The organism is Pedobacter agri PB92 (assembly GCF_000258495.1).
GTDB classification, from domain to species: domain Bacteria; phylum Bacteroidota; class Bacteroidia; order Sphingobacteriales; family Sphingobacteriaceae; genus Pedobacter; species Pedobacter agri.
In genome coordinates, this window is sequence record NZ_AJLG01000075.1 from 1 (window position 1) to 23,465 (window position 23,465).

24 protein-coding genes and 3 pseudogenes are annotated in these 23,465 nt (G+C 37.5%); 18 read left to right on the top strand and 9 right to left on the bottom strand.

Annotated features, from left to right (window positions below):
* The 7 genes and pseudogenes from ON09_RS26060 to ON09_RS12330 form a co-directional block, all read left to right on the top strand.
* Positions 1 to 205 (top strand): annotated as a pseudogene (locus ON09_RS26060) (glycerol acyltransferase); the annotation flags it as partial.
* Positions 202 to 1,299 (top strand): glycosyltransferase, encoded by a 1,098-nt coding sequence (locus ON09_RS12305; RefSeq protein WP_010601369.1) that lies wholly within the window; start codon positions 202 to 204, stop codon positions 1,297 to 1,299. The pseudogene ON09_RS26060 and the gene ON09_RS12305, both read left to right, overlap by 4 nt.
* Positions 1,269 to 1,943: a carotenoid biosynthesis protein gene (locus tag ON09_RS12310; RefSeq protein WP_010601370.1), complete on the top strand. Its 675-nt coding sequence runs from the start codon at positions 1,269 to 1,271 to the stop codon at positions 1,941 to 1,943. The genes ON09_RS12305 and ON09_RS12310 overlap by 31 nt, the downstream gene beginning before the upstream one ends.
* Positions 1,944 to 1,955: 12 nt before the next feature.
* Complete coding sequence (locus tag ON09_RS12315; RefSeq protein WP_010601371.1) at positions 1,956 to 2,804, top strand: 4-hydroxy-3-methylbut-2-enyl diphosphate reductase; 849 nt, start codon at positions 1,956 to 1,958, stop codon at positions 2,802 to 2,804.
* 318 nt (positions 2,805 to 3,122) lie between these two features.
* Positions 3,123 to 3,548 (top strand): fatty acid desaturase, encoded by a 426-nt coding sequence (locus tag ON09_RS26065; RefSeq protein WP_238533666.1) that lies wholly within the window; start codon positions 3,123 to 3,125, stop codon positions 3,546 to 3,548.
* A gap of 96 nt (positions 3,549 to 3,644) precedes the next feature.
* On the top strand, positions 3,645 to 4,655 hold the full coding sequence (hemH, locus tag ON09_RS12325) for a ferrochelatase (protein ID WP_010601372.1): 1,011 nt from the start codon (positions 3,645 to 3,647) through the stop codon (positions 4,653 to 4,655).
* 8 nt (positions 4,656 to 4,663) lie between these two features.
* Positions 4,664 to 5,167 carry a gluconokinase gene (locus ON09_RS12330; RefSeq protein WP_010601373.1) on the top strand — a complete coding sequence of 168 codons (504 nt, stop codon included), beginning with the start codon at positions 4,664 to 4,666 and terminating at the stop codon, positions 5,165 to 5,167.
* On the opposite strand, the gene ON09_RS12335 is transcribed toward ON09_RS12330, so the two are convergent.
* Both ON09_RS12335 and ON09_RS12340 read right to left on the bottom strand, forming a co-directional pair.
* The gene (locus tag ON09_RS12335; protein ID WP_010601374.1) at positions 5,148 to 5,729 is read right to left on the bottom strand and encodes a hypothetical protein; all 582 of its coding nucleotides are present in this window, start codon (positions 5,727 to 5,729) and stop codon (positions 5,148 to 5,150) included. The genes ON09_RS12330 and ON09_RS12335 overlap by 20 nt on opposite strands.
* Positions 5,726 to 6,948 (bottom strand): annotated as a pseudogene (locus ON09_RS12340) (3-deoxy-D-manno-octulosonic acid transferase). The gene ON09_RS12335 and the pseudogene ON09_RS12340 overlap by 4 nt, the downstream one beginning before the upstream one ends.
* Before the next feature lie 63 nt (positions 6,949 to 7,011).
* Here ON09_RS12340 and ON09_RS12345 point away from each other — a divergent pair.
* The 5 genes and pseudogenes from ON09_RS12345 to ON09_RS12365 all read left to right on the top strand — a co-directional run bounded on the left by ON09_RS12345 (position 7,012) and on the right by ON09_RS12365 (position 11,649).
* Positions 7,012 to 8,323: pseudogene (locus ON09_RS12345) on the top strand (UDP-glucose dehydrogenase family protein).
* A gap of 1 nt (position 8,324) precedes the next feature.
* Positions 8,325 to 9,314, top strand: a complete 990-nt coding sequence (locus ON09_RS12350; protein ID WP_010601375.1) for a UDP-glucuronic acid decarboxylase family protein — start codon at positions 8,325 to 8,327, stop codon at positions 9,312 to 9,314.
* A 1-nt stretch (position 9,315) separates the two neighbouring features.
* On the top strand, positions 9,316 to 10,338 hold the full coding sequence (galE, locus tag ON09_RS12355) for a UDP-glucose 4-epimerase GalE (protein WP_010601376.1): 1,023 nt from the start codon (positions 9,316 to 9,318) through the stop codon (positions 10,336 to 10,338).
* The gene (locus ON09_RS12360) at positions 10,339 to 10,896 is read left to right on the top strand and encodes a hypothetical protein (protein ID WP_010601377.1); all 558 of its coding nucleotides are present in this window, start codon (positions 10,339 to 10,341) and stop codon (positions 10,894 to 10,896) included.
* 15 nt (positions 10,897 to 10,911) lie between these two features.
* A complete protein-coding gene (locus tag ON09_RS12365) occupies positions 10,912 to 11,649 on the top strand; it encodes a tyrosine-protein phosphatase (protein ID WP_010601378.1) in 738 nt (245 codons plus the stop codon).
* Positions 11,650 to 11,712: 63 nt separating this feature from the next.
* Here the strand turns inward: ON09_RS12365 and ON09_RS12370 are convergent, their stop codons facing one another.
* Together ON09_RS12370 and ON09_RS12375 are read right to left on the bottom strand one after the other, a co-directional pair.
* A complete protein-coding gene (locus ON09_RS12370; protein WP_010601379.1) occupies positions 11,713 to 12,942 on the bottom strand; it encodes an ABC transporter permease in 1,230 nt (409 codons plus the stop codon).
* A gap of 104 nt (positions 12,943 to 13,046) precedes the next feature.
* Complete coding sequence (locus ON09_RS12375) at positions 13,047 to 13,400, bottom strand: HesB/IscA family protein (RefSeq protein WP_010601380.1); 354 nt, start codon at positions 13,398 to 13,400, stop codon at positions 13,047 to 13,049.
* Between the two features lie 186 nt (positions 13,401 to 13,586).
* Between ON09_RS12375 and ON09_RS12380 the strand changes: the two genes are divergently transcribed.
* The 3 genes from ON09_RS12380 (at position 13,587) to dnaA (ending at position 17,713) form a co-directional block, all read left to right on the top strand.
* Positions 13,587 to 14,117, top strand: a complete 531-nt coding sequence (locus ON09_RS12380) for a DUF7935 family protein (RefSeq protein WP_010601381.1) — start codon at positions 13,587 to 13,589, stop codon at positions 14,115 to 14,117.
* Between the two features lie 114 nt (positions 14,118 to 14,231).
* Positions 14,232 to 15,779, top strand: a complete 1,548-nt coding sequence (locus tag ON09_RS12385) for an acyl-CoA mutase large subunit family protein (RefSeq protein ID WP_010601382.1) — start codon at positions 14,232 to 14,234, stop codon at positions 15,777 to 15,779.
* 503 nt (positions 15,780 to 16,282) lie between these two features.
* Positions 16,283 to 17,713 carry a chromosomal replication initiator protein DnaA gene (gene dnaA, locus ON09_RS12390; protein ID WP_010601383.1) on the top strand — a complete coding sequence of 477 codons (1,431 nt, stop codon included), beginning with the start codon at positions 16,283 to 16,285 and terminating at the stop codon, positions 17,711 to 17,713.
* 140 nt (positions 17,714 to 17,853) lie between these two features.
* Here dnaA and ON09_RS12395 read toward each other — a convergent pair whose 3' ends face one another.
* From ON09_RS12395 to ON09_RS12415, 5 genes are all read right to left on the bottom strand, one after another.
* Positions 17,854 to 18,408 (bottom strand): NUDIX hydrolase, encoded by a 555-nt coding sequence (locus tag ON09_RS12395; protein WP_010601384.1) that lies wholly within the window; start codon positions 18,406 to 18,408, stop codon positions 17,854 to 17,856.
* Between the two features lie 24 nt (positions 18,409 to 18,432).
* Positions 18,433 to 18,819: a hypothetical protein gene (locus ON09_RS12400; RefSeq protein ID WP_010601385.1), complete on the bottom strand. Its 387-nt coding sequence runs from the start codon at positions 18,817 to 18,819 to the stop codon at positions 18,433 to 18,435.
* A gap of 98 nt (positions 18,820 to 18,917) precedes the next feature.
* Entirely contained in the window at positions 18,918 to 19,709 is a 792-nt protein-coding gene (locus ON09_RS12405; protein ID WP_010601386.1) for a TPM domain-containing protein, read from the bottom strand.
* 4 nt (positions 19,710 to 19,713) lie between these two features.
* Positions 19,714 to 20,157, bottom strand: coding sequence for a TPM domain-containing protein (locus ON09_RS12410; protein WP_010601387.1), 444 nt, complete (start codon positions 20,155 to 20,157; stop codon positions 19,714 to 19,716).
* 84 nt (positions 20,158 to 20,241) lie between these two features.
* Positions 20,242 to 20,823 carry a LemA family protein gene (locus ON09_RS12415; protein WP_010601388.1) on the bottom strand — a complete coding sequence of 194 codons (582 nt, stop codon included), beginning with the start codon at positions 20,821 to 20,823 and terminating at the stop codon, positions 20,242 to 20,244.
* Between the two features lie 195 nt (positions 20,824 to 21,018).
* On the opposite strand from ON09_RS12415, the gene ON09_RS12420 reads away from it, so the two are divergent.
* The 3 genes from ON09_RS12420 to ON09_RS12430 are packed head-to-tail and all read left to right on the top strand — an operon-like array spanning position 21,019 to position 23,430.
* Positions 21,019 to 22,560 (top strand): NAD(P)/FAD-dependent oxidoreductase, encoded by a 1,542-nt coding sequence (locus tag ON09_RS12420; protein ID WP_010601389.1) that lies wholly within the window; start codon positions 21,019 to 21,021, stop codon positions 22,558 to 22,560.
* 32 nt (positions 22,561 to 22,592) lie between these two features.
* The gene (locus tag ON09_RS12425) at positions 22,593 to 23,060 is read left to right on the top strand and encodes a DinB family protein (RefSeq protein ID WP_010601390.1); all 468 of its coding nucleotides are present in this window, start codon (positions 22,593 to 22,595) and stop codon (positions 23,058 to 23,060) included.
* A gap of 10 nt (positions 23,061 to 23,070) precedes the next feature.
* Entirely contained in the window at positions 23,071 to 23,430 is a 360-nt protein-coding gene (locus tag ON09_RS12430; RefSeq protein WP_010601391.1) for a CoA-binding protein, read from the top strand.
* The last annotated feature ends 35 nt before the right edge of the window (positions 23,431 to 23,465 follow it).

Below are 23,465 nucleotides of genomic sequence, written 5' to 3' on the forward strand. Positions count from 1 at the left end.
GCAAGTAATCAATTCCAGTAAAAAAAAGGTTAGCATAATATTCTCAGCCACTTTTATCGATTACTTCTCCAAAAGAAAACCAACTGTAAACATTTATCTTCAGCATTGGGAAAATGAAGAATATGTAAGTTTGCAATTATTAAAAAGTGCTTATAATAAACATTACGATCAGTCGCTTGTTAAACAAACACAAATTACTGAATGACAATATTTATTTATGCGGTTTTGATTTTCCTGGTCATCAGGTTTTCAGTAACTGTTTTCAACTTTCTTTCTAACCCGAAATTACCCAGGGTTGTTAAGCACTACCACGATCTGGTTTCCATTCTTATTCCAGCCCGCAATGAGGCAGAAAATATCATTACATTGCTCGAATCAATAAGAGATCAGGATTATTCAAACTATGAAGTTATTGTGCTTGATGATGACAGCGCTGATCAAACTTTTGAGCTTGTAAATGCTTTTAGTAAAACTACACCTAAATTTAATATTGTAAAGGGAAAACCACTTCCTGCAGGCTGGCTCGGTAAAAATTATGCCTGTCATCAACTTGCGGAATTGGCCAACGGAAAGTACCTGCTTTTTATAGATGCAGATGAATCTATAAAAAAAGGGCTAATCAACAGTTTAATTGATAGAATGGAGAAAGGCAACTTAGCTTTGCTGAGTGTTTTCACCAATCAAATCATGAAAACAATCGGCGAAAAGTTAACCGTTCCCCTGATGCATTTTATTTTACTGAACTTACTTCCAATGCGATTGGTTAAATTTTCGGAAAACCCCGCCTTTGCTGCGGCGAGCGGGCAATGCATGTTTTTTAAAGCCAGCAGATATAGAGATAATCAGTGGCACATGCAGGTAAAGCATATGGTAGTAGAAGATGTTGAGATAATGAAGTTAGTGAAACAACGAAAATATCATGCAGAGGCACTTTTGGCCAACAACCTGATTTATTGCAGAATGTATAAAAACCTTAATGAAAGCCTAAGCGGGTTTAGTAAAAATTTACTAGCGGGTTTTGGTAATAACATTTTAATATTGCTATTTTACCAGCTTTTGGTAGTTATAGGCCCAGTAATTTTATGTTTAAACTTTAATGCAGATTTGCTGGTATTACCAATAACATTAATTGTTTTAAGCAGACTGATGATTTCCTATTTATCAGGGCAGAATGTTTTAATAAATTTGATTTTACATCCATTACAGATGTTATTCTTTTTAATTATTTCATTGATTTCAATACAAAAACACATATTAAAAAAAGGTACATGGAAGGGCAGAACGATCAAAGCGATTTAAAAGTTAAAAAAATTGCAGTTGCTGTAATCATTATTTTTCATTTGGTGGGCTTGATTGGTTTCTTATTGCCGGTAACACAACCTTATTTTATCAAACTGGTTCCTTTTCACCTATTGCTGATGTTTGCTATTATCTTATTCACTTACAATGCCAACATTAAAAGGTTGCTGCTTTTTGTTTCAGGTGTTTTTCTGTGCGGTTTCCTGGTTGAAGTTTTAGGTGTTCATACGGGGAAGATATTTGGAAGTTATTACTATGGCGACACATTAGGATACAAAATTGCGGCGGTTCCAATATTAATGGGCGTAAACTGGGTTATTTTAATATTCAGTGTGGGGCAGATGATGAAAAGCCTGAAAATTGGAAACAGTATCCTGGCATCAGTTTTAGGTGCGATAACACTCGTTATTTTCGATTACTTTTTAGAGCCTGTAGCCATGAAGTTTGACTACTGGGAGTGGGATTTACACGAAATTCCAGGTCAAAATTTCGTAGCCTGGTTTATCGTTTCGCTTATTTTATTTAAATTTTATTATGCCCTGGGCTTAAAGCAGCAAAAATACATTGGTACAGCAATGTTCGTTTCGCAGCTAATCTTTTTTGTTGTCTTGTACATGACAACCGGATCAAATATTTTTGCTTAATTTTGCAACACAATGGGTTATAATCTACAAGTCAATATCGATAAATCATCAGGCTTTTGCTTTGGCGTTGTCTATGCAATTGAGATGGCAGAAGATATTCTGGATAATGAGGGATATTTGTACTGTCTTGGTGATATTGTTCATAATGATGAAGAAGTTGAGCGTTTAACTAACCGTGGTTTAAAAATCATTGATCATGATTTTTTAAAAGACTTAAAAAATGAGAAGGTTTTAATCAGGGCACATGGTGAAGCACCTTCAACTTATCAGTTAGCGCTTGAAAACAATCTTACGCTGATTGACGCATCCTGCCCGGTAGTTTTGAAACTCCAAAACAGAATTAAAAACTCTCATGATGACGAGGAGCAGATTTTAATCTTCGGTAAACATGGCCATGCGGAGGTGATTGGTTTACAAGGTCAAACTGATGGAAAAGCAATTGTATTTCAGGATTTGGCTGAGCTGGATGGTGTAGAATTGCCTTCGAAATTTACACTATATAGCCAAACAACTAAAAGCGTTGATAAATTTTATCACATCAAAGATCAATTGCTGTCACGTGGTTATGAGGTTAAAGCAAACGATACCATTTGTCGCCAGGTATCAAATCGTTACGAAGAGTTGGAAAACTTTGTAAGTCATTACGACAAAATTGTTTTCGTATCAGGTAAAAAGTCATCCAACGGAAAAGTGCTTTATGATGTATGCAAAAAGTACAACGATAATTCTTATTTCATTTCGAATGTAGAAGAGTTGGATCAGAACTGGTTTAACGAAAACGACAAAGTTGGCATTTGCGGCGCTACTTCCACACCAATGTGGTTGATGGAAAAAGTTAAAGCCGAACTGGAAACCTACTAAAAGAACCTTTCCTTAAATCAATTTTCGGTTTAAGCTGTTTAATCGAACACACAAGAAGATTAATAACTAAATTGAAAAGTTTCAACTCATTTTCAGGAATTTTAGTCGCATCAACGGTAATAATCTGTTGGTTTACCTCCTTGTTTTTTTTACTGCGATGGGATTTCGATTGGAGCAACCCATTTGTTTACCTGATGGTTTTAGTGCAAATGCATTTGTATACGGGATTATTTATTACTGCCCATGATGCCATGCATGGCACCATTTCCTCAAATAAAACCATTAATAATTTCTTCGGTTATCTTGCCGTATTTATATATGCCGGTTTTTTTTATTAACAGGTTATATACCAAGCATCACCAACACCATAGTCATGTACATACCGAAGCTGACCCTGATTTTGCTCCCCATGGTTTCTGGAAATGGTATTTTCGTTTTATGATGAATTACGTTACCATCATTCAGTTGGTAATTATGGCGATTGCTTATAATGTACTGAATATTTGGGTTGAGGAAAAGAATCTGCTACTTTTTTGGGTGTTACCATCATTAATGAGTACGTTTCAGTTATTCTATTTTGGAACTTACTTACCGCATAAGGGTGAACATGATAATGAATACCACGCCTCAACATTACAAAAAAATCATTTTGTAGCTTTTATTACCTGCTATTTTTTTGGGTATCATTTAGAACATCATCAAAAACCTGGTATGCCCTGGTGGCAGTTGTACAAAACTAAATAATACTGGAAAGGCTTTTTACTAAATCTTGATACTTTGTACTGAATACTTGCAACTAAAAAAGCGATATTTGCGCCACAGAACATATTTTAATACGAGATGAGCAAAAAGGGAATTTTACTGGTAAATTTAGGAACACCTGATAGTCCGCAAACTTCAGACGTTAAAAAGTATCTCGATCAGTTTTTAATGGATGAGCGTGTAATTGACATTCCTAAGTTAAACAGAACATTATTGGTAAAAGGAATTATCGTTCCTTTCCGTAGCCCGAAAACTGCCAAACTGTATAAAGAAATATGGAATGAAAATGGCTCACCACTTTTGTATTATAGCCGCCTGCAAGCTAAAATGTTGCAGGAAAGGTTAGGCGAAGGTTACCATGTTGAGCTTGCAATGCGTTACCAAAGTCCATCTATTGCATCTGCGTTAGCCAATTTAAAAGCAGGTTTAGTTGAAAGTATTCAGGTTATCCCAATGTTTCCACAATATGCATCTGCAAGTTCTGGCTCGGTAATGCAACTGGTGATGGAATTGGTGAGTAAATGGCCAACTGTTCCGCCGATATCATTTGTTAATTCGTTTCACGATAATGAATTGATGATTAAAGTTTTTGCAGAAAATGCCCGCAAGCACCAGGTAGAAAGTTATGATCATGTATTATTCAGTTTCCACGGCCTACCAGAAAGACAGTTGCTTAAATGTGATCACACTGGTAGTTATTGTTTGAAAAGTGCTGATTGCTGCCAAACTTTAAATGATACGAATAAGTTTTGCTACTCTGCCCAAGGGCATGATACAGCCAGGTTAATTGCTGCTGAATTAAACCTTGCAAAGGATAAATACACGGTTTGTTTCCAGTCTCGCTTAGGAAAAGAACCATGGGTACAACCTTATACTACTGATGTGTTAAAGAAACTTGCGGCTGAAGGGAAAAAACGCCTATTGGTATTTAGCCCTGCTTTTGTGGCCGATTGTTTGGAAACACTGTACGAAATTACAGTTGAATATCATGAGGAGTTTAAAGCATTGGGTGGTGAGCATGTTCAGCTGGTTGAAAGTTTAAATGATAGCCCGGTATTTATTGAGGCACTCGCCGGAATGGTTAAATAGGTAATTTTATGGCTAGATTTATTATTTTAATGGGTGTTTCCGGAAGTGGTAAAACTGTTATAGGTAAAGCGCTAGCACCAAAATTAAACGCAGAATTTATTGATGGTGATAACCTGCACTCACAGCGAAATGTGGATAAAATGGCTGCGGGAATACCCCTTACAGACGAAGATCGGCTGGATTGGTTAAATCTGATTGCAAAGGTTGGTCACGATCATGCAGCACATGGAACCACTTGCATCATTGCCTGCTCTGCGCTTAAAAAGAAATACCGTGATAATTTAAGGTCAAATAATCCTTCTATAAAGTTTATTTATTTAAAAGGAAGTTATGATCTCATCTACAGCCGTATTGCAAAGAGATCACATCAATATATGCCTGCGAGCTTACTTAAAAGCCAATTCGATACTTTAGAAGAACCTCAAAACGATGAGCACGATGTGTTTGTAGTTTCAATTGATCAGGAAATTTCCGGTATTGTTAGCGATGTTGTTAACGCTGGTTTGGTTTAAATGTAACGTATTTCTCAACTAGTTTAAGGGTTAATTTACGAACTGCTTCCTGATTGGTAATCGCTGTTGAAGTTCTACTCGAATCACAGTAGATAATTTTTCTCAATTTATTATCTATAACGAAAAGATTGGCATAGATACCTTTGTAGACAGATGATCCATAATATCCCGAAACTGCAATATGCAGCGTAAACTCAATATCGCTTTGCAACAAAATTGGTGGGGCATCAACAAACGCCTTAAGCTTTTTGGATTTAGTCCATGTCAGATAATTATGCGTTATATCAATATATTGTCGCTGAGATAAAGTTTCTAAATCAGGTATGCTTTTATATCTAACGCCTGGAAGTTGATGTTTCAAACTTTCGAACAATTCTTGAGAAATTTTTGAACTTAAAGCTGCATCGAAAGTATTGGCAGTACCATCGCCCATTTTAGCAGCATCTACAATAGGTGTAACTAGCACTAAACTGTCCAGGTTAATTTTTTTATATTCTTGCTGAGCAAAAGTGTTTTTGATCAAAAATAAAAGTCCTAAGAGCGTAACTAATCTTAGTTTCATGAAATCTGATGAAGTATAATTTCTGTGGCTCCCTTTTTGTCTTCCACGTATTTTTTTGCTGCGTTTGCGGCCTGATCGTTCTTTAAAAAGCTATCAAAAGCATTCAATAGTTCTTCTGCTGAAGAAATACTTTTTGCCGCACCAATAGCAATCAAATCTTTCGCTTCCTGAAATTTATCATACTTCGGGCCGAAAATTACTGGTAAACCAAAAGCTGCAGCTTCCAAAGTATTGTGTATACCAGCTCCGAAACCACCACCGATGTATGCCACCTTGCCATACCGGTATAGCGAAGAAAGCATGCCAATGTTATCAATAATTAAAACTTGCACATTTGGAATCGGAGTATTGCCTGCCTTTAATAGCGACGCTAAAACTGAAAGCCTCAAACTTCCAGCGGGAAACTGTCTTTCAATACTTTCGATGTGGCTTTGATGAATTTCATGCGGAGCGATAATGAATTTCCACTCGGGATATTTTTCAGGCAATACAGCCAAAAATTTTTCATCTTCGGGCCAGGTACTTCCACACACTAAAACAGGCGAATCACCAATGAAATTTTCAATTTCTGGCAGGCTTCGGGGAGTTTGTGCGTTTTCATAAACCCGATCAAATCTCGTATCACCACTGACAACAGTGTTATTTAGGCCAATTGAATTGAGCAGAATCTTACTTTCTTCATTTTGAACAAAAAAGTAAGTAACTGATTTTAGAATATTTCGATAAAAACCACCATACCATTTAAAGAAAGCCTGGCTTGGCCTGAAAATTCCTGAGATCACATATAATGGAATTTTACGAGTATTTAATTCTTTGAAATAGAAATGCCAAAATTCATACTTAGTGAAAATTGCCATTTCAGGGTTGACGAGATTCAAAAATCGCTTTGCATTCTGAGCGGTATCAATCGGAAAGTAAAATACATCAGCCAAGGCATAGTTTTTTCTGATTTCGTATCCAGAAGGGGAAAAAAAGTAACCACTATTTTTTTAGGGTAAACTGCTTTAAGTTTCTCTAAAACAGGTCTGCCTTGTTCAAATTCGCCAAGTGATGCAAAATGGAACCAGATGTGTTTTTGGTTCGAATCGACCTGATTTTTGATTTCTTGAAATAGGTTTTTCCGCCCGTTTATAAATAATTTCGCCTTGTTGTTAAATAGCGCAAAAATCGAAATAATTAAATTGTAAAGCCTAATTCCTAATATGTAAAGCAAAAGCATTGTTGTAATTTCCTATCTTCGTTGCCAAGATAAAACGAATATATTTAAAAAGCTTAAAAATATATGAAGATAGCCGTTATTGGTACCGGATATGTAGGATTAGTGACCGGAACATGTTTAGCAGAAACAGGAAACGACGTAATATGTGTAGACATTAATGAGCAAAAGGTACAAAAAATGCAAAATGGTGAGGTTCCCATTTACGAGCCTGGTTTAGATTTATTGTTTCATAGAAATATTAAACAAGGAAGATTAACTTTCACTACTGTTCTTGCAGATGCCATCAAAGACGCCCAAATTATTTTTATGGCTTTACCAACGCCTCCAGGCGGCGATGGCGCCGCAGACCTTTCTTATATATTGGGAGCAGCAAAGGATATTTCAAAACTGATTACAGAATATAAAATTATCGTTAATAAATCTACAGTTCCGGTTGGAACAGCTGATAAAGTGAAAGCGGTATTTGCGGAAAACACCACAGTTGAAGTTGATGTGGTTTCCAATCCCGAATTTTTGAGGGAAGGGGTTGCAGTTGATGATTTCATGAAACCTGACCGTGTGGTTTTAGGTACAAAAAGTGAAAGAGCTAAAAAATTAATGACCGAGCTTTATGGGCCATATGTTCGCCAGGGAAACCCGATCTTATTTATGGATGAGCGTTCTTCTGAATTGACGAAATATGCGGCGAATTCATTTTTGGCTACCAAAATAACCTTCATGAATGAAATTGCTAACCTTTGTGAACTGGTGGGCGCCGATGTTGATGCCGTGAGAAAAGGTATTGGTTCAGATGAACGGATCGGCAAACGTTTCCTGTTCCCTGGTGTAGGTTATGGCGGTTCATGTTTTCCAAAAGATGTTCAAGCGTTAGTAAGATCATCGGATGATTATGCTTACGACTTCCAGATTCTGAAATCGGTAATGGAAGTGAATGAGCGTACAAAAAACCATTCTGGTAGATAAAGTATTAAAGTATTTCAAAAACGATATTAAAGGCAAACATTTTGCTCTTTGGGGCTTGGCATTTAAGCCAGAAACAGATGATATTCGCGAGGCGCCAGCTTTATATATTATTGATGCTTTGCTGGCAAACGGTGCTACGGTTACCGTATTTGATCCTGAAGCCATGAGTAACGTTAGAAATACTATAGGCGATAAGGTAAACTATGCGAAAAACCAATATGAGGCTTTAGAAAATGCTGATGCATTGCTGATTGCCACTGAATGGTCGGTGTTCAGGAACCCGGATTTTGATAAAATTGAAGTGGCGTTAAAAAATAAAGTGGTTTTTGATGGGCGTAATTTGTACGATTTGCAAAAAATGATCGATCTTGGCTATTATTATAATAGCATAGGAAGAAAACTGATAGATTAAGATGGGGAAAAAGAGAATTTTAATTACCGGTGCGGCTGGATTTTTAGGGTCACATTTATGCGATCGCTTCGTAAAAGAAGGCTTTCATGTCATTGGAATGGACAACCTCATTACCGGAGATATGGCCAATATTGAACATCTTTTCAAATTGGAGAATTTTGAATTCTACAATCATGATGTTTCTAAATTTGTTCATATTCCGGGTAAGTTGCATTATATATTGCACTTCGCTTCACCTGCAAGCCCAATAGATTATCTTAAAATTCCAATTCAAACTTTAAAGGTTGGTTCATTAGGAACACACAATTTGTTAGGGTTGGCAAGGAATAAAAATGCGAGGATGCTTATTGCTTCTACTTCTGAAGTTTATGGCGATCCGAATGTTAACCCGCAACCCGAAGAATATTGGGGAAATGTAAATCCGGTTGGGCCTCGCGGTGTTTACGATGAAGCGAAACGTTTTCAGGAAGCCATCACCATGGCCTACCATACGTTTCACGGAGTGGAAACCAGGATTGTGCGAATTTTTAATACCTATGGTCCGAGGATGCGCCTGAATGATGGGCGTGTTTTACCGGCATTTATCGGGCAAGCCTTAAGAGGCGAAGACCTGACAATTTTCGGAGACGGTAGTCAAACACGGTCTTTTTGTTATGTGGATGACCTCATCGAAGGGATTTATCGTTTACTGATGAGTGATTATGCTCAACCTGTAAACATTGGTAATCCTGATGAAATTACCATTCAACAATTTTGCGAGGAAATTATCAAACTTACCGGAACATCTCAAAAAATCGTGTATAAGGAACTGCCTCAGGATGATCCGAAACAGAGAAGACCTGACATTACCAAAGCAAGAGCAATTTTGGGCTGGGAACCAAAAGTGGGTAGAGCAGAGGGGTTAAAAATTACCTACGAATATTTCAAGTCGCTACCGCCAGAAGCTTTAGCGAAAATCGATCATAAGGATTTTACCACATTTAACCGTTAAGATGTCAAAAATATTAGTTACCGGCGGAACTGGATATATTGGTTCGCATACCGTTGTTGAATTGCATAATGCAGGTTATGAAGTTATCATTGTTGATAATCTATCCAATTCGCACATTAAAATTTTAACTCAATTACATGCCATTACTGGTAAGTGGTTCGATTTTGTTGAACTTGATCTTCAGGATGATAAATCTGTACAGGATTTTGCTGAAAATAATTCCGATATAACAGGAATTATTCATTTTGCAGCATCAAAAGCGGTTGGCGAATCGGTTGAGAAACCATTGAAATATTATAAAAACAATTTCTACGGACTAATTAACCTATTGACTTCGTTCAACAAAGAAATTGATTTTGTATTTTCATCTTCATGCACCGTTTACGGTCAGCCAGATAGTTTGCCTGTTACCGAAGCTGCTCCAGTTAAAAAAGCAGAATCGCCTTATGGAAATACCAAACAGATTGCAGAAGAAATTTTAGCAGAAACGGCCGCAGTTACGCCAGATTTAAATGTCATCGCTCTGCGTTACTTTAACCCTGTTGGTGCACATGAAACGGCATTAATTGGAGAATTACCGAATGGTGTTCCGGCAAATCTTGTTCCTTTCATTACACAATCAGCCATTGGTAAACGCGGTCCTATTACAGTATATGGCGATGATTATGAAACGCCTGATGGCTCAGCCATTAGAGATTATATTCACGTAGTTGATTTAGCTAAAGCACACGTTGCTGCTATAAAACGGTTAGAGGAAGGAAAGGCAAATTCTAATTATGAAGTCTTCAATATTGGAACAGGAAGGGGTTCTTCCGTTTTAGAAATTATTTCGGCCTTTGAAAGTGTAACTGGTGAAAAACTCGACTATAAAATTGGCCCAAGAAGAGCAGGAGATATTGTTCAGATATTTGGAGATGTTCAGAAATCAAACAATGAACTGGGATGGAAGGCTAATCTTGATATTAATGAAATGATGCGCTCGGCCTGGGAGTGGGAAAAATACATTAAGGCTAACCCTTTTTAAATGAAATTATCCGAGCACAAAGATTTAAAAACAGCCATCACAGATTTGCCGATCAAAGAAAAAGATAAACTTTTACTTCGATTGGTGGCTAAAGATAAAGTGCTCACAGAACATCTTCACTACAAACTTTTGGAAGATGAACTGGATCTGGAAGACCGGAAAGAAAAAATTAAAACCGATGTGACGGAACAGATTGCTGATCTTAAAAAGCTTAACGCAAAAGAGGCTTTGGTAAAGGTCAGGAAGATGATCACATCGGTTAACCATTTTTATAAGGTTACAAAAGATCCTTTCGGAGAAGTTGAACTGAAGTTATTTATTCTGAATATTGTTCCTTTTGAGTATCGGAAGTCAATTTTTGGGTATCGGGACTACATGATTCTGTTTTCCGTGTACTACATTAAAACAGTGGCTGTTACCATTAATAAGTATAAAAAACTGCATGAAGATTTGCAGTTTGATCTTGGCGAAAGCTTAAATAATTTGCTCGATAAAATCTATTCTTCTAAATTAGCCCCATCAGCCGAGGCAGCAAATTTGCCCAAAGAAATAAATTAAGCTATACCCATTAAGATGTTCGGATTATTTAAAAAGAAGAAAATTGTACCCGAATTTAACTTCTCAAATATTGGAACAGATATGCATTCTCATATTATTCCGGGGATAGATGATGGCGCTCAAACGATAAATGATTCAATCGCTTTAGCGAAAAAATTTAAGGCCTTGGGCTTTAAAAAGTTAATTGCTACGCCGCATATTATGGCAGATTATTTCCGGAATACACCTGATTCGATTCATCGGGCACTTGATGTATTGAGAAAGGGACTGCAAGAAATTCAGTTAGATTTAGAAGTTGATGCTGCCGCTGAATATTATCTAGATGAAACTTTAGAAAGAAAAGTAAAGCAAAAAGAGATTCTCAGTTTCGGGAGCAACTATTTGCTTTTTGAATTATCGTACATCAATGCCCCTCAAAATCTGTATGATATCATAAAATTGATGCAAGATTCAGGCTATAAACCTGTTTTGGCTCATCCGGAACGGTATCCTTATTATTATGGATCTTTTGAAAGTTATCATCAAATTCGCGAAACTGGTTGTTTGCTACAGATGAACTCTATTGCCTTGACAGGTTATTATGGTTCGGGCGCTAAGAAAGTTGCAGAAGAAATGGTCGAAAATCATTTAGTAGATTTCATTGGCAGCGATATGCATCACCTCAAACATGCAGCAGCGCTTGAAGATAGTTTGTCAACGCCGTTAATGCAGCGTTTGCTTAGTCAGCATCAACTGAATAATGTTTTAATCTAACTTTCTCAGAAGAAGATTCATTCGTTATAGTTAAAAACCAACGATTAATTAAGCGTTAATTCACTATTCGTATCTCAACGCTTCAACCGGATCCAATTTCGATGCTTTCTTAGCAGGATAATATCCAGAAATAATGCCTACCAAAACGCATAGGGCAAAACCGCCAATAATAAAAAACCATGGTATAATAAATGCGCCACCCATGGCCAGGGAAATGATGTTCCCAAGCACAATTCCTAAAAATATCCCTAAAACACCTCCCATTAAACAAATTACCACCGCTTCAATTAAGAACTGGCGGCGAATCACCTGAGGGTTGGCACCAATCGCTTTTCTAATTCCGATTTCTCTGGTGCGTTCTGTTACACTTACCAGCATAATATTCATTAACCCGATTGATGCACCTAATAAAGTAATAATCCCAATAGCTACGCCACCTATAGCAACGAAGGCCAGGTTTTCAAATAATGTTTGTGCAATAGCATCACTTTTAGTGATTTCAAAATTATTCCCTTCACCAATCTTTACCTTACGGATATTTCTGAATAAGGCCGTAGATTCACCAATTACATTTTCCTGATCATTATTATCGGGAACCATAACGGTAATGGTATAAGAAGGGTTGGCATTCGCATTGATTTGTTTGGCCTTCAATAAAGGCACATAAACAGCTCTATCGCCACTAAATCCCATGCTCGATCCTTTTTTAGCTAAAACACCAACAATTTTAAAGCGGTTGTTCCCTACATTAATTAACTTATCCATAGGGTCAGAATCTTTAAAGAGCCTTTCTACCACTTCTCCTCCAACAATACAAACATTGCTTCCTAACGATACTTCTGACAGTCCAAAATTTCTTCCCTGAGATAAGCTCAAGCCTTGCGAAGCCAGGCCGTTTTCATCAATTCCCTGAACGTTAATATTTGGATTGGTTTTCAAGGTGCCATATTTTACGGTGGAACCCCCACTGGCGAAAACACTAACCGCAACTGTAGCCGGAGCATTTAAACTATCTTTGAATTTAACCGCATCTTCATACCGGATAGATTTGAAGGGTTTAGGCCTTTTTCCGTTACCGATTCTAATTCCCGTACCACGGTTTCTAATGGTAAAAGAGTTAGCGCCCATGCTGCTAAAAGCATCGGTCATACTTTTCTTTACTGCATCAAGCGTGGTTAAAATACCAACCAAGGCCATTAAACCTATTGCAATAATCAATGCGGTAAGCATGGTGCGCAAGCGATTGCCTTTGATGGATTCTAATGCCAGTCTGATGTTTTCTCTGTAATTCATTTAGTATTGCGCTAAGCGTTTGGCTGACAAAGCCTAGTAAAAAATAAAAAAAGTCCCGACGTTTAGACATCGGGACTGTACTTTATGTTACAATTATATTTTATTTATGCCGAGAAACTTGTTCCGCAACCACAGGTGCTGGTTGCATTTGGATTAACAAAAGTAAAACCACGAGAGTTTAAGCCATCTTGCCAATCGATCATCATGCCCATTAAATACATTTGATGCGCTTTGTTCATAAATACTTTTATTCCATCTATAAAAAATTCCTGATCGCCTTCCTTTTTTTGATCGAAACCTAAAACGTAATTCATGCCAGCACATCCTCCACCTTCAACGCCAACGCGTAAGCCGTAATCCTCACTAATTTCCTGCTGATCCTTTAATTTATATAACTCTTTTGCTGCGCCTTCTGAAAAAGTAACTGGTGCAAATGATGTGTCAACTGTTGTGCTCATGTTATTTAAATTTTATCTGTTACAAACTTAGATAAATTGCTTTTATATATATAATAATTAACATCATAAAAAAGCAATTTATCGTTCTCTCCTCTACCATTGAGAATATGTATTCATAGAGGAAATATAAATAATAATGCACATTTTTGCTTTTAACGGATAGTTAATACGTATTTAAACAATAGCATGAATATTCAACAAGTTTTAACAGATGTTGTGATTTTGTTCGCAGGCATCTTTCTGGCCCTGATGGCGGTTTACTATATCTTGAAGACCGATATACAACGTTTTTTTAACCTCAAAGATATTGAACTTAATAAAGAGAACCGAACACATATTTTGCCGTTGAGGCTACAAGCACATGAACGATTGATCATTTTTACCGACCGTATCAATCCTGCCAATTTGCTGGTGCGCTTGCACCAACAAGGAATTGGCATCGGCGCCTTGCAAGCTGGCATTCTTAATGAAGTACGCTCTGAATACCAACATAACATTACCCAACAACTTTATATAGATAGCGTTACCTGGAATGTTGTACGCAAACTTAAAGATGATACCATCGCCATGATCAATAACGCGGTACAGGGCTTACCTGCTGATTCAAATGGGATTGAATTGAGCAAGGCAATTTTGCAACATATGGCAAGCATCGACGAAAATCCATACGATTTAACTATTGAACTGATCAAAAAAGATATTCAGAAAATGTTTTAAATCTAGTTTAATTGATGAATGGCTATATTGATTTACTGAAAAGCATTCATGTGTTTCCTAGGCTTTGATCGGCTAATTAGTTACTCATGAACAATCACCATTGAACTAACCATTATGAGCGATAATAAACATACCACCACATCGGGCATCAATATTAAAGAAATTTATACTTCGGCAAAGCCGATGGATGAAGTGCCCGGTCAGTTTCCCTTTACCCGCGGAATTCAGAAGGATATGTATCGTGGAAGGCTTTGGACAATGCGGCAGTACGCAGGGTTTTCAACTGCCGAAGAATCTAATAGGCGTTATCATTATTTGTTGGCGCAGGGAACAACTGGCTTGTCTGTAGCTTTTGATTTGCCAACCCAAATTGGTTTCGATTCTGATCATGACATGGCCGATGGGGAAGTGGGGAAAGTAGGTGTAGCCATTGATTCATTAAAAGACATCGAGATACTTTTTGATGGAATTGAATTAAAGAATATCACCACTTCCATGACGATCAATGCTACGGCTTCCATTTTATTGGCGATGTATATTGCCTTGGCTAAAAAACAGGGGGCAGATTTAAAACAGATTTCCGGGACGATTCAGAATGATATTTTGAAAGAATATGCTGCAAGAGGAACTTACATTTATCCTCCTAAGCCATCAATGCGGCTAATAACCGATATTTTTGAATTTTGCAGCCGTGAAGTTCCAAAATGGAATACCATTTCCATTTCTGGCTATCATATCCGTGAAGCAGGATCTTCTGCGGTACAGGAATTGGCTTTTACCTTAGCTAATGGAAAAACCTACTTAAAAGCGGCCCTTGATAAGGGTTTGGATATTAATATTTTTGCAAAGCGATTATCGTTTTTCTTTAACTGCCACAATAATTTCTTTGAAGAGATTGCCAAATTTAGGGCGGCCAGGAGGATGTGGGCAAAAATTACAAAAGAACTTGGCGCCACCGATGAAAAAGCACAAATGCTGCGCTTTCACACTCAAACCGGTGGGTCTACACTCACTGCTCAGCAACCTTTAAATAATGTGATCAGAGTAACCAACCAGGCAATGGCTGCCGTATTAGGTGGAACCCAATCGCTGCATACCAATGGTTATGATGAGGCATTATCGCTTCCTACAGAGTCTGCCGCGAAAATCGCATTGCGCACCCAACAAATTATTGCGTTCGAAAGTGGGGTCACAGATACAGTAGATCCACTGGCGGGTTCATTCTTTGTTGAGAATTTAACAGATGAAGTTGAGACTGCCGCCTGGGCATATATAGATAAGATAGATGCAATGGGCGGCTCTGTAAATGCCATTGAAAGCGATTATATGCAAAACGAAATTGCCAGTGCTGCTTATCAATATCAAAAGGAAATTGAAACCGGTGAACGAATCTCTGTTGGGGTAAATAAGTTTACACAAACCGAGGAAGGTTTGACAGAAGTTTTCAATATCGATGATTCCATTCGTATCCTTCAAACGGAGAAACTTCACCAACTCAAATCACAAAGGAATAATACCGAAGTGAAAGAATCGTTAAAAGCTTTGGAACATGCTGCTTTAGGAAATGAGAACCTCATGCCCTTTATAATTGATGCAGTAGAGAAGTATGCAACATTAGGCGAAATTTCGGATGTAATGCGAAAAGTTTTCGGCGAATACTAGCCATAAGATTACTGCGTTCTTCTTTATTATGTTGATCATCCACAGAAAAATTATTTGGGCAATTTTGAATACAATGTGCGGAAGCAGTGGAAATATTACCACAGTTTTTTTTCGGTAAGGGGGATGGGAATTACATCTGCCTTTAAGGACTAAAACAATAGCTTTGATAATCAGCTTTTTGAGATTTCAAATATCAATAATCAGTGCAAAAAACCTTGCTGATCGTGCTCGTGGCTTAGAATTTGCTTTTCTGAGCATGATTTGAAATGATGTTTGAATACTGACGCTACATGAGCGGGAATGTGGATAAATGATGTTAATAAATAGTTATCAACACAAAAAATTGAGGTTAAGCAAGCTACCCTATTCCTTATCAGTACGTTACGATTTATTTGAAATTTTTGTTTAAAATGTTGATAATTTTCTCAATATTCGTAGTCCCGAAACGGACCATCCTATTATATCGAATCGGCACTGAAAACCAATAAATTATAGAAATCGCAATGGAAAAAACTTGTACAGAAGTGTGGAAGAACTGTCTTCAAATTATTAAGGATAACATCCCGAACCAAAGTTTCAAAACTTGGTTCGAGCCAATCACAGCCCTTAAATTGGAAGGTAAGGTTTTAACCATACAAGTGCCAAGTTTGTTCTTTTACGAATGGCTTGAAGAACATTATGTAGGCTTGCTACGTAAAACTGTAAAAAAGCAACTTGGAGAGGATGGCAGGTTGGAATACAATATCGTTGTTGATAAATCATCAAACAGCGGTAATCCTTATACTACCAATATGCCATCCAATGGAAATGGGGCGGAGGCAAAAGTTCAATCGATGCCAATTCCTGTTTCAATCAATAAGGATATTAAGAATCCATTCATCATTCCTGGATTAAAAAAATTAAATGTTGACCCTCAACTAAATGCAAATTACACTTTTGAAAATTACATTGAAGGAGATTGTAACCGTTTAGCCCGTTCTGCAGGTTATGCCGTTGCTGCCAAACCAGGTGGAACTTCATTTAATCCACTGATGATTTATGGCGGTGTTGGCTTAGGAAAAACACACCTGGCACAAGCTATCGGAAACGAAATTAAACGTAGCATGCCAGATAAACTGGTGATTTATGTGAGTTGTGAAAAATTTTGCCAGCAGTTTGTAGATTCATTAAAGAATAACACCATTAACGATTTCGTTAATTTTTACCAGGCAATGGATGTGATCATCATGGATGATGTACACAACTTTGCCGGCAAGGAAAAAACTCAGGATATTTTCTTCCACATTTTTAATCACTTACACCAATCTGGTAAGCAGGTAATCTTAACATCAGATAAAGCACCAAAAGATTTAGCGGGTTTAGAAGAGCGTTTATTAAGTCGTTTCAAATGGGGGCTTTCTGCTGACTTGCAGATTCCGGATTTAGAAACACGTATTGCAATTCTAAGGAAGAAAATGTACGCCGATGGTATTGAGTTACCTGGTGAAGTGGTAGAGTATGTTGCGCATAACATTGACAACAACGTTCGTGAGCTGGAAGGTGCTATGGTTTCTTTGCTTGCGCAGGCAACCTTGAATAAGAAAGAGATCGATTTAGCGTTAGCTAAACAAATGTTAAAGAACTTTATCAAAAATACCTCGAAAGAAATTTCAATGGAATATATCCAGAAATTGGTTTGTGAGTATTTTGAAGTTCCGGTTGATATGGTTAAATCACAAACTCGTAAACGCGAAATTGTTCAGGCTCGTCAAATTTCAATGTACCTGTCGAAAAGCCATACTAAATCTTCATTGAAAACAATTGGCGCTTTCTTTGGTGGTCGAGATCACAGTACGGTGATATATGCATGCCAAACGGTAGAGGATTTAATTGATACAGATAAGAAATTCAAGGCTTACGTTCATGATATTCAAAAGAAATTGAAAATGAGCTAATTAAGGTCTGCGGTAAAAGATTTAGGGTTTAAAGACCCCTAATTTTATGTCGATTCCTGAAAACAAAAAGTCCTGATTTGAACTTCAAATCAGGACTTTTTGTTTAAACATTAAACGTAGGTTACAAAACATTTAATTTATTACTGCGCATTTTGTTCCAATGCAGCAAGGCCATAATGCAGTGCGGCAACATGTATACATTGGGCAATCTTGTTTTCTTTGAGTAATTGTTTCACTTCATCAATAGTATATTCTTCTACATTTAAAATTTCATGCTCATCTAAATGTTGTTCGTGAGTTTTAATTCCGCCAGTTAGAAGATAAGTATAGGTTTTATTATTTGCCGTTGCGGGATTTGGATAAAGTTCAGCAATGAGCTTACAAGTTTTAAAAGTATAGCCTGTTTCTTCCTGCAGTTCTCGTTTTACACCAGCTTCCGGACCTTCATCACCATCAATCACACCGCCGGGAACTTCCAAAGAAACAATGTCTGCCGCATGGCGATACTGACGAACCAGAATCAACTTTCCTTCTTCAGTTAAGGCGATTGCAGTGGCCCAATCTGGATATTCCAATACGAAATAGTCATCCTTAACAGTTCCGTTCGGCAACTTTACCTCATCCACTCTTAGGGTAGCCCATCTCTCTTTTACTAAATATTTAGAAGCAAGTCTTTGCCACTTTTCTATCATCATGTCTTTTTGATTTTTTAATCCGAATTAAAGGTATTGTTGAATGGTTTCCTGTCGATGAAAATTCACCAGATGAACGATTTTATGTTTTTCAGAAAGGAACTGATAGATAGAATTTAATTTAGGTGCAATCAGTTTATTTCTTTCGGCACTAATTCCTAACTCATAATATAAAAATTCGCTCAATGAATCTAATTTTTCAGGAGAAAGATTGGAGGATTCCAGCCAGGCATTAAAAGAAGGTAAATCACTACTTTCTAATACCTCAATAGGTAAGGAAAAGTTACTAATCAAGGTTTCATTAAACATGATGTGAGCATCCTCTAAGTTACCTTCCAGTTTTAAACCCATAATTCTGGCTAAAACTTCAGCTAGTTTTTGTATTTCGGCAGTGATTAAATCTTTCCTATACATAATTGTTGTAATGTTAAATATTGAAAAGTTGGAAATTTATTGTAACAAACCCGATTTTACAATTTTCCAACTTACGGACTACTGACTACGGACTAAAGCTACCAGCTTCCGCTCGATCCGCCACCACCAAAACTTCCGCCACCAAAACCGCCAAATCCTCCGCCACCTCCGGAAGAACCTCCACCGAAGCCCCCGCTTCCCCAGCTATTTCCGCCACGGCCACCACCGCTTCCGAACAACATGGCCCAGAACAGGGCATTCGAAGCGCCACGTCCGCCAATCACTTCACTGCCACCTCCGCCACCACCTTTTCTCATAATAATGATAATTACCACCACGATGATAATAATTACCGCAACACTGCCAATGCCGCCTTTCTTACCTGATGGCGAAACTCTGGGCTTATCATTTTTATATTCACCTTTTGTATATTTAATGATTTCAGTTGTTGCTTGATCAAGTCCGGCATAATAATCTCCATTTCTAAAGTTGGGTTTAATGTCCTCGTCAATAATGCGTTTGGCATAAACATCTGGCAATGCACCTTCCACACCATAACCCGTTTGGATCGATATTTTCCGATCTCCAACGGCTACAACAATCATTATTCCGTTGTTTTTGCCACTTTGGCCAACACCCCATTTTCTGCCCAGTTCAACAGCATACTCATTTATGTCGTAATCACCAACCGATTTTAATATAGCAATAGAAATTTGTGTAGATGATGAATCATCAAATGCTACCAGTTTTTTTTCGAGCATTGCTCTTTGTTCGATTGATAGTGCCCCTGAATAATCATTAACCAAAGTGGATGGTTTTTCAGGAAAATCCTGAGCAAATGCAAAAGAGAATATTAAGCTGAAGAAAGATAAAAGGAATAATTTTTTCATTTGCTTATTTTTTTTCTTGATGATCCATGTAAACAATATCATTCGGCAATTCATTAATATCACCCATTTGAGGCGGAAAATACAAGGCTAATTTTTCGCCAGCGAGTGCAACTCCCGCAATAATTCCTTCGGCTAAATCGCCTTTGGCAAAATGTGCGGTCATTGCAATTTTAGTAGTTTCCCAAAAATCTTCTGGTACTAATCTGTTAATTCCCAAATCACCAATAATCGCGAATTTATGATCTGCATGAGCAAGATAAATTAAAACACCATTTCTTTGCGACGTTTTATCCATGTCCAGTTGAGCAAAATATTCGGTTGCCCTTTCAAATGGATCAACTGTACAATGTTTATCTATTGCTATTCTTATCTCACCTGATGTAGCTTTTTCAGCATTGGCAATTGCAGCAGCTATTTTATCTTGTTCTAAATCTGAAAACAACGACATGTCTTTATTTTTATAAGAAGTAAAAAGGGTAATGTCCGTTTATTGATGAAACAGGCACTACCCTTAAATATGTAAGTTCAATAATTAAAATTCTACTTTTGGTGCATCTTTAGCTGTTGCATCAGCTTCAAAATAGCCCTTAGGTTTAAATCCGAACATTCCGGCTGTTAAATTTGTTGGGAAAGATCTTATTTTGCCGTTATATTGCTGCACTGCATCGTTGAAATCTTTTCGGGCAACGGTAATTCTATTTTCAGTGCTTTCTAACTGAGCTGATAAATCGCTAAATTGTTGAGTTGCTCTTAATTCAGGATAATTTTCCGTAATAGATAATAGTTTTCCTAAAGCCTGACTTAATTGTCCTTGTGCTGCTTGATATTTCTGGATGTTTTCTGGTGTTAAATCATCAGCATTCACCGTCATTTGTGTTGCTTTAGCACGGGCTTCAGTTACAGCAGTTAAAGTTCCCTGCTCAAATTTGGCCGCACCTTTAACCGTTGCTACTAAGTTTGGAATCAAATCTGCTCTTCTCTGATATTGGGTTTGTACTGTTCCCCATTTCGATTTTACATTTTCATCTAGGCTTACCATGCTGTTATATCCGCATGAACTTAATGTGCTTACTGCAATTACAGCAGCAATAATTCCAAATACTAATCTTTTCATTTTTATGATTTTTGTGTTTTGTTCAAAATTAAATTTATTCAATTTACAAATTAGATATCAAATTGCATGCCTTTGTTACATTTCATTAAAATAACTGACAGATTGTGTAAAAATCAATTGTTATAAACGCTAATGAAGATATGCCGATTCATTATTATCTTTGCATTAATTCGGGATAAAAACCCGACGAACAACATGCAAAAAGATCTTGAAATTACGCTGCTCCCTCATCAGGTTGAGCAACCAGAAATAATCAAAGCTAAATTAGCCGAGGGCTTATCCATTCAAGAAAACCGTATCAAATCTTTCGAAGTTTTAAAACGCTCAATTGATGCCCGATCCCGAAAAGTGATTTTTCGCCTACAGGTAAAAGTTTTCATCGATGAGGAACCAAACATTGAAATACAGGTCATAAACTATCAAAATGTCAGTAACGCTAAACCTGTGCTTATTATCGGTGCTGGTCCTGCAGGTTTGTTTGCGGCGCTGCAATGCATCGAAAATGGATTAAAACCTATTATTATAGAAAGAGGTAAAGATGTAAAACAACGTCGCCGAGATCTGGCAGCCATCAACAAACAGGGTTTGGTTAATACAGAATCCAATTATTGTTATGGAGAGGGCGGAGCAGGCACTTACTCCGATGGAAAACTCTATACCCGATCAAATAAACGTGGCGATATCAATAAGGTATTACAAGTGTTTGTAGATCATGGTGCCGAGAAAGATATCATTATTGATGCCCGACCACATATTGGTACCAACAAACTGCCGCATATTATCACTTCTATTAAAGAAACAATACTGAATGCTGGCGGCGAAGTGATGTTCGATACGCAAATGACCGATATTATTACCGAATTCGGTAAAGTAAAAGGTATTGAAATTAATTTTGAAGATAAACTTTTTGCTGATCATATCATTCTTGCTACAGGTCATTCGGCAAGAGATATTTATGAGTTATTGCATAAAAAAAATATTTTAATCGAAGCGAAGCCATTTGCACTAGGTGTAAGGATAGAACATCCGCAGGAAATAATCGACTCCGCACAATATCACTGTGATATTCGCTCTGAATTTTTGCCTCCTGCCTATTATAGTTTGGTGGAACAAGTTGGTGCCCGTGGTGTGTTCTCATTTTGTATGTGTCCGGGTGGAATCATCGCACCTTGTGCCACCGGCGAAAACGAAATTGTGGTCAACGGCTGGTCACCTTCAAAACGTAATAATCCATTTGCCAATTCTGGTACAGTGGTTCAGGTAACGCTAGATGATGTTCAGGGTTACGATCCACTAAGAATGTTAAATTTCCAATCCGAAATAGAAAAATTAGCTTTCGAGGCTGGTGGCGGTAATTTAGTTGCTCCCGCACAGCGGATGATAGATTTTGTAAACAACAAGTTATCGATAGATCTCCCGAAAAATTCCTATCTGCCGGGAACCAAAAGTGTCATGCTTGATAATATTCTGCCAGAATTTGTTTCAAAAAGCCTGAAAGCCGCCTTGCCTTTATTTGGTAAGAAGATACGGGGTTACTATACAAATGAGGCGCTTTTGGTAGGGGTAGAAAGTAGAACTTCTTCACCAGTTCGCATCCCTCGTGATAAAGAAACCTTTCAGCATCCACAAATTAAAGGACTTTATCCTTGTGCAGAAGGCGCTGGCTACGCAGGCGGAATTGTCTCTGCAGCTATTGATGGAATTAACTGCGCCAACGCAATCTTAAATGCATCTTAAAAACTTTATATTGCTAGGCTTGTTGTTAAAATATGCTTAATATCACAAAGGAAATTCAAAAAGCCTTCAATGGCGATGCATGGCATGGAAATCATGTGATGCAAACTTTGAACAATGTTAAAGTTGCAAATGCATTTGAGCATTTCATTCCAAATGCGCATTCCATAGCTGAAATCGCACTTCACCTAACCTCCTGGACTGAAGAAGTTACCTCAAGGCTAATGCAGAATGTTGCATCCGAACCGGTAAGAGGCGATTGGCCAACTCCTGAAAGTAAAACACCACAAGCATGGGAGAAAATTATCTTCGATTTTAAGGTAGCCAATGAAGAGCTGATCAGGCATTCTATTGAAATTAAAGATAATCAGTGGGACGACAAGATCATTGGCGAAATAAACCCGGCATTAGAATCTGGCCTTACCTACGCAGAGTTGTTAAATGGTTTAGCGCAACACCATGCTTATCATTCCGGACAAATCGCATTGTTATCTAAATTTTAAAAAGAAAAAGATGAAAAAGACATTAATCATTGGTGCATCTCCCGATCCCTCAAGATATTCCTACAAAGCTGCCTACATGTTAAAGCGTTTTAATCACGAAATCGTGAATGTTGGCATTAAAAAGGGCGAAGTTGCAGGTGTTGAAATCGAAAAACCAATAGAAATTCATCAAGATATTGATACTATTACCTTATATATAGGTCCGGCGCTTCAGCCTCAATACCATAATTATATTTTAGATACCAAGCCTAAAAGAGTTATTTTCAATCCTGGAACCGAAAACTATGAGCTCGAAAAGCTTTTAGATCAGCATGATATCGAACCAATCCGTGCCTGTACATTAGTTTTATTGAGTACTGGTCAGTATTAATTATTTGGAAAGCACTGCAACTGCAGTTATATAAG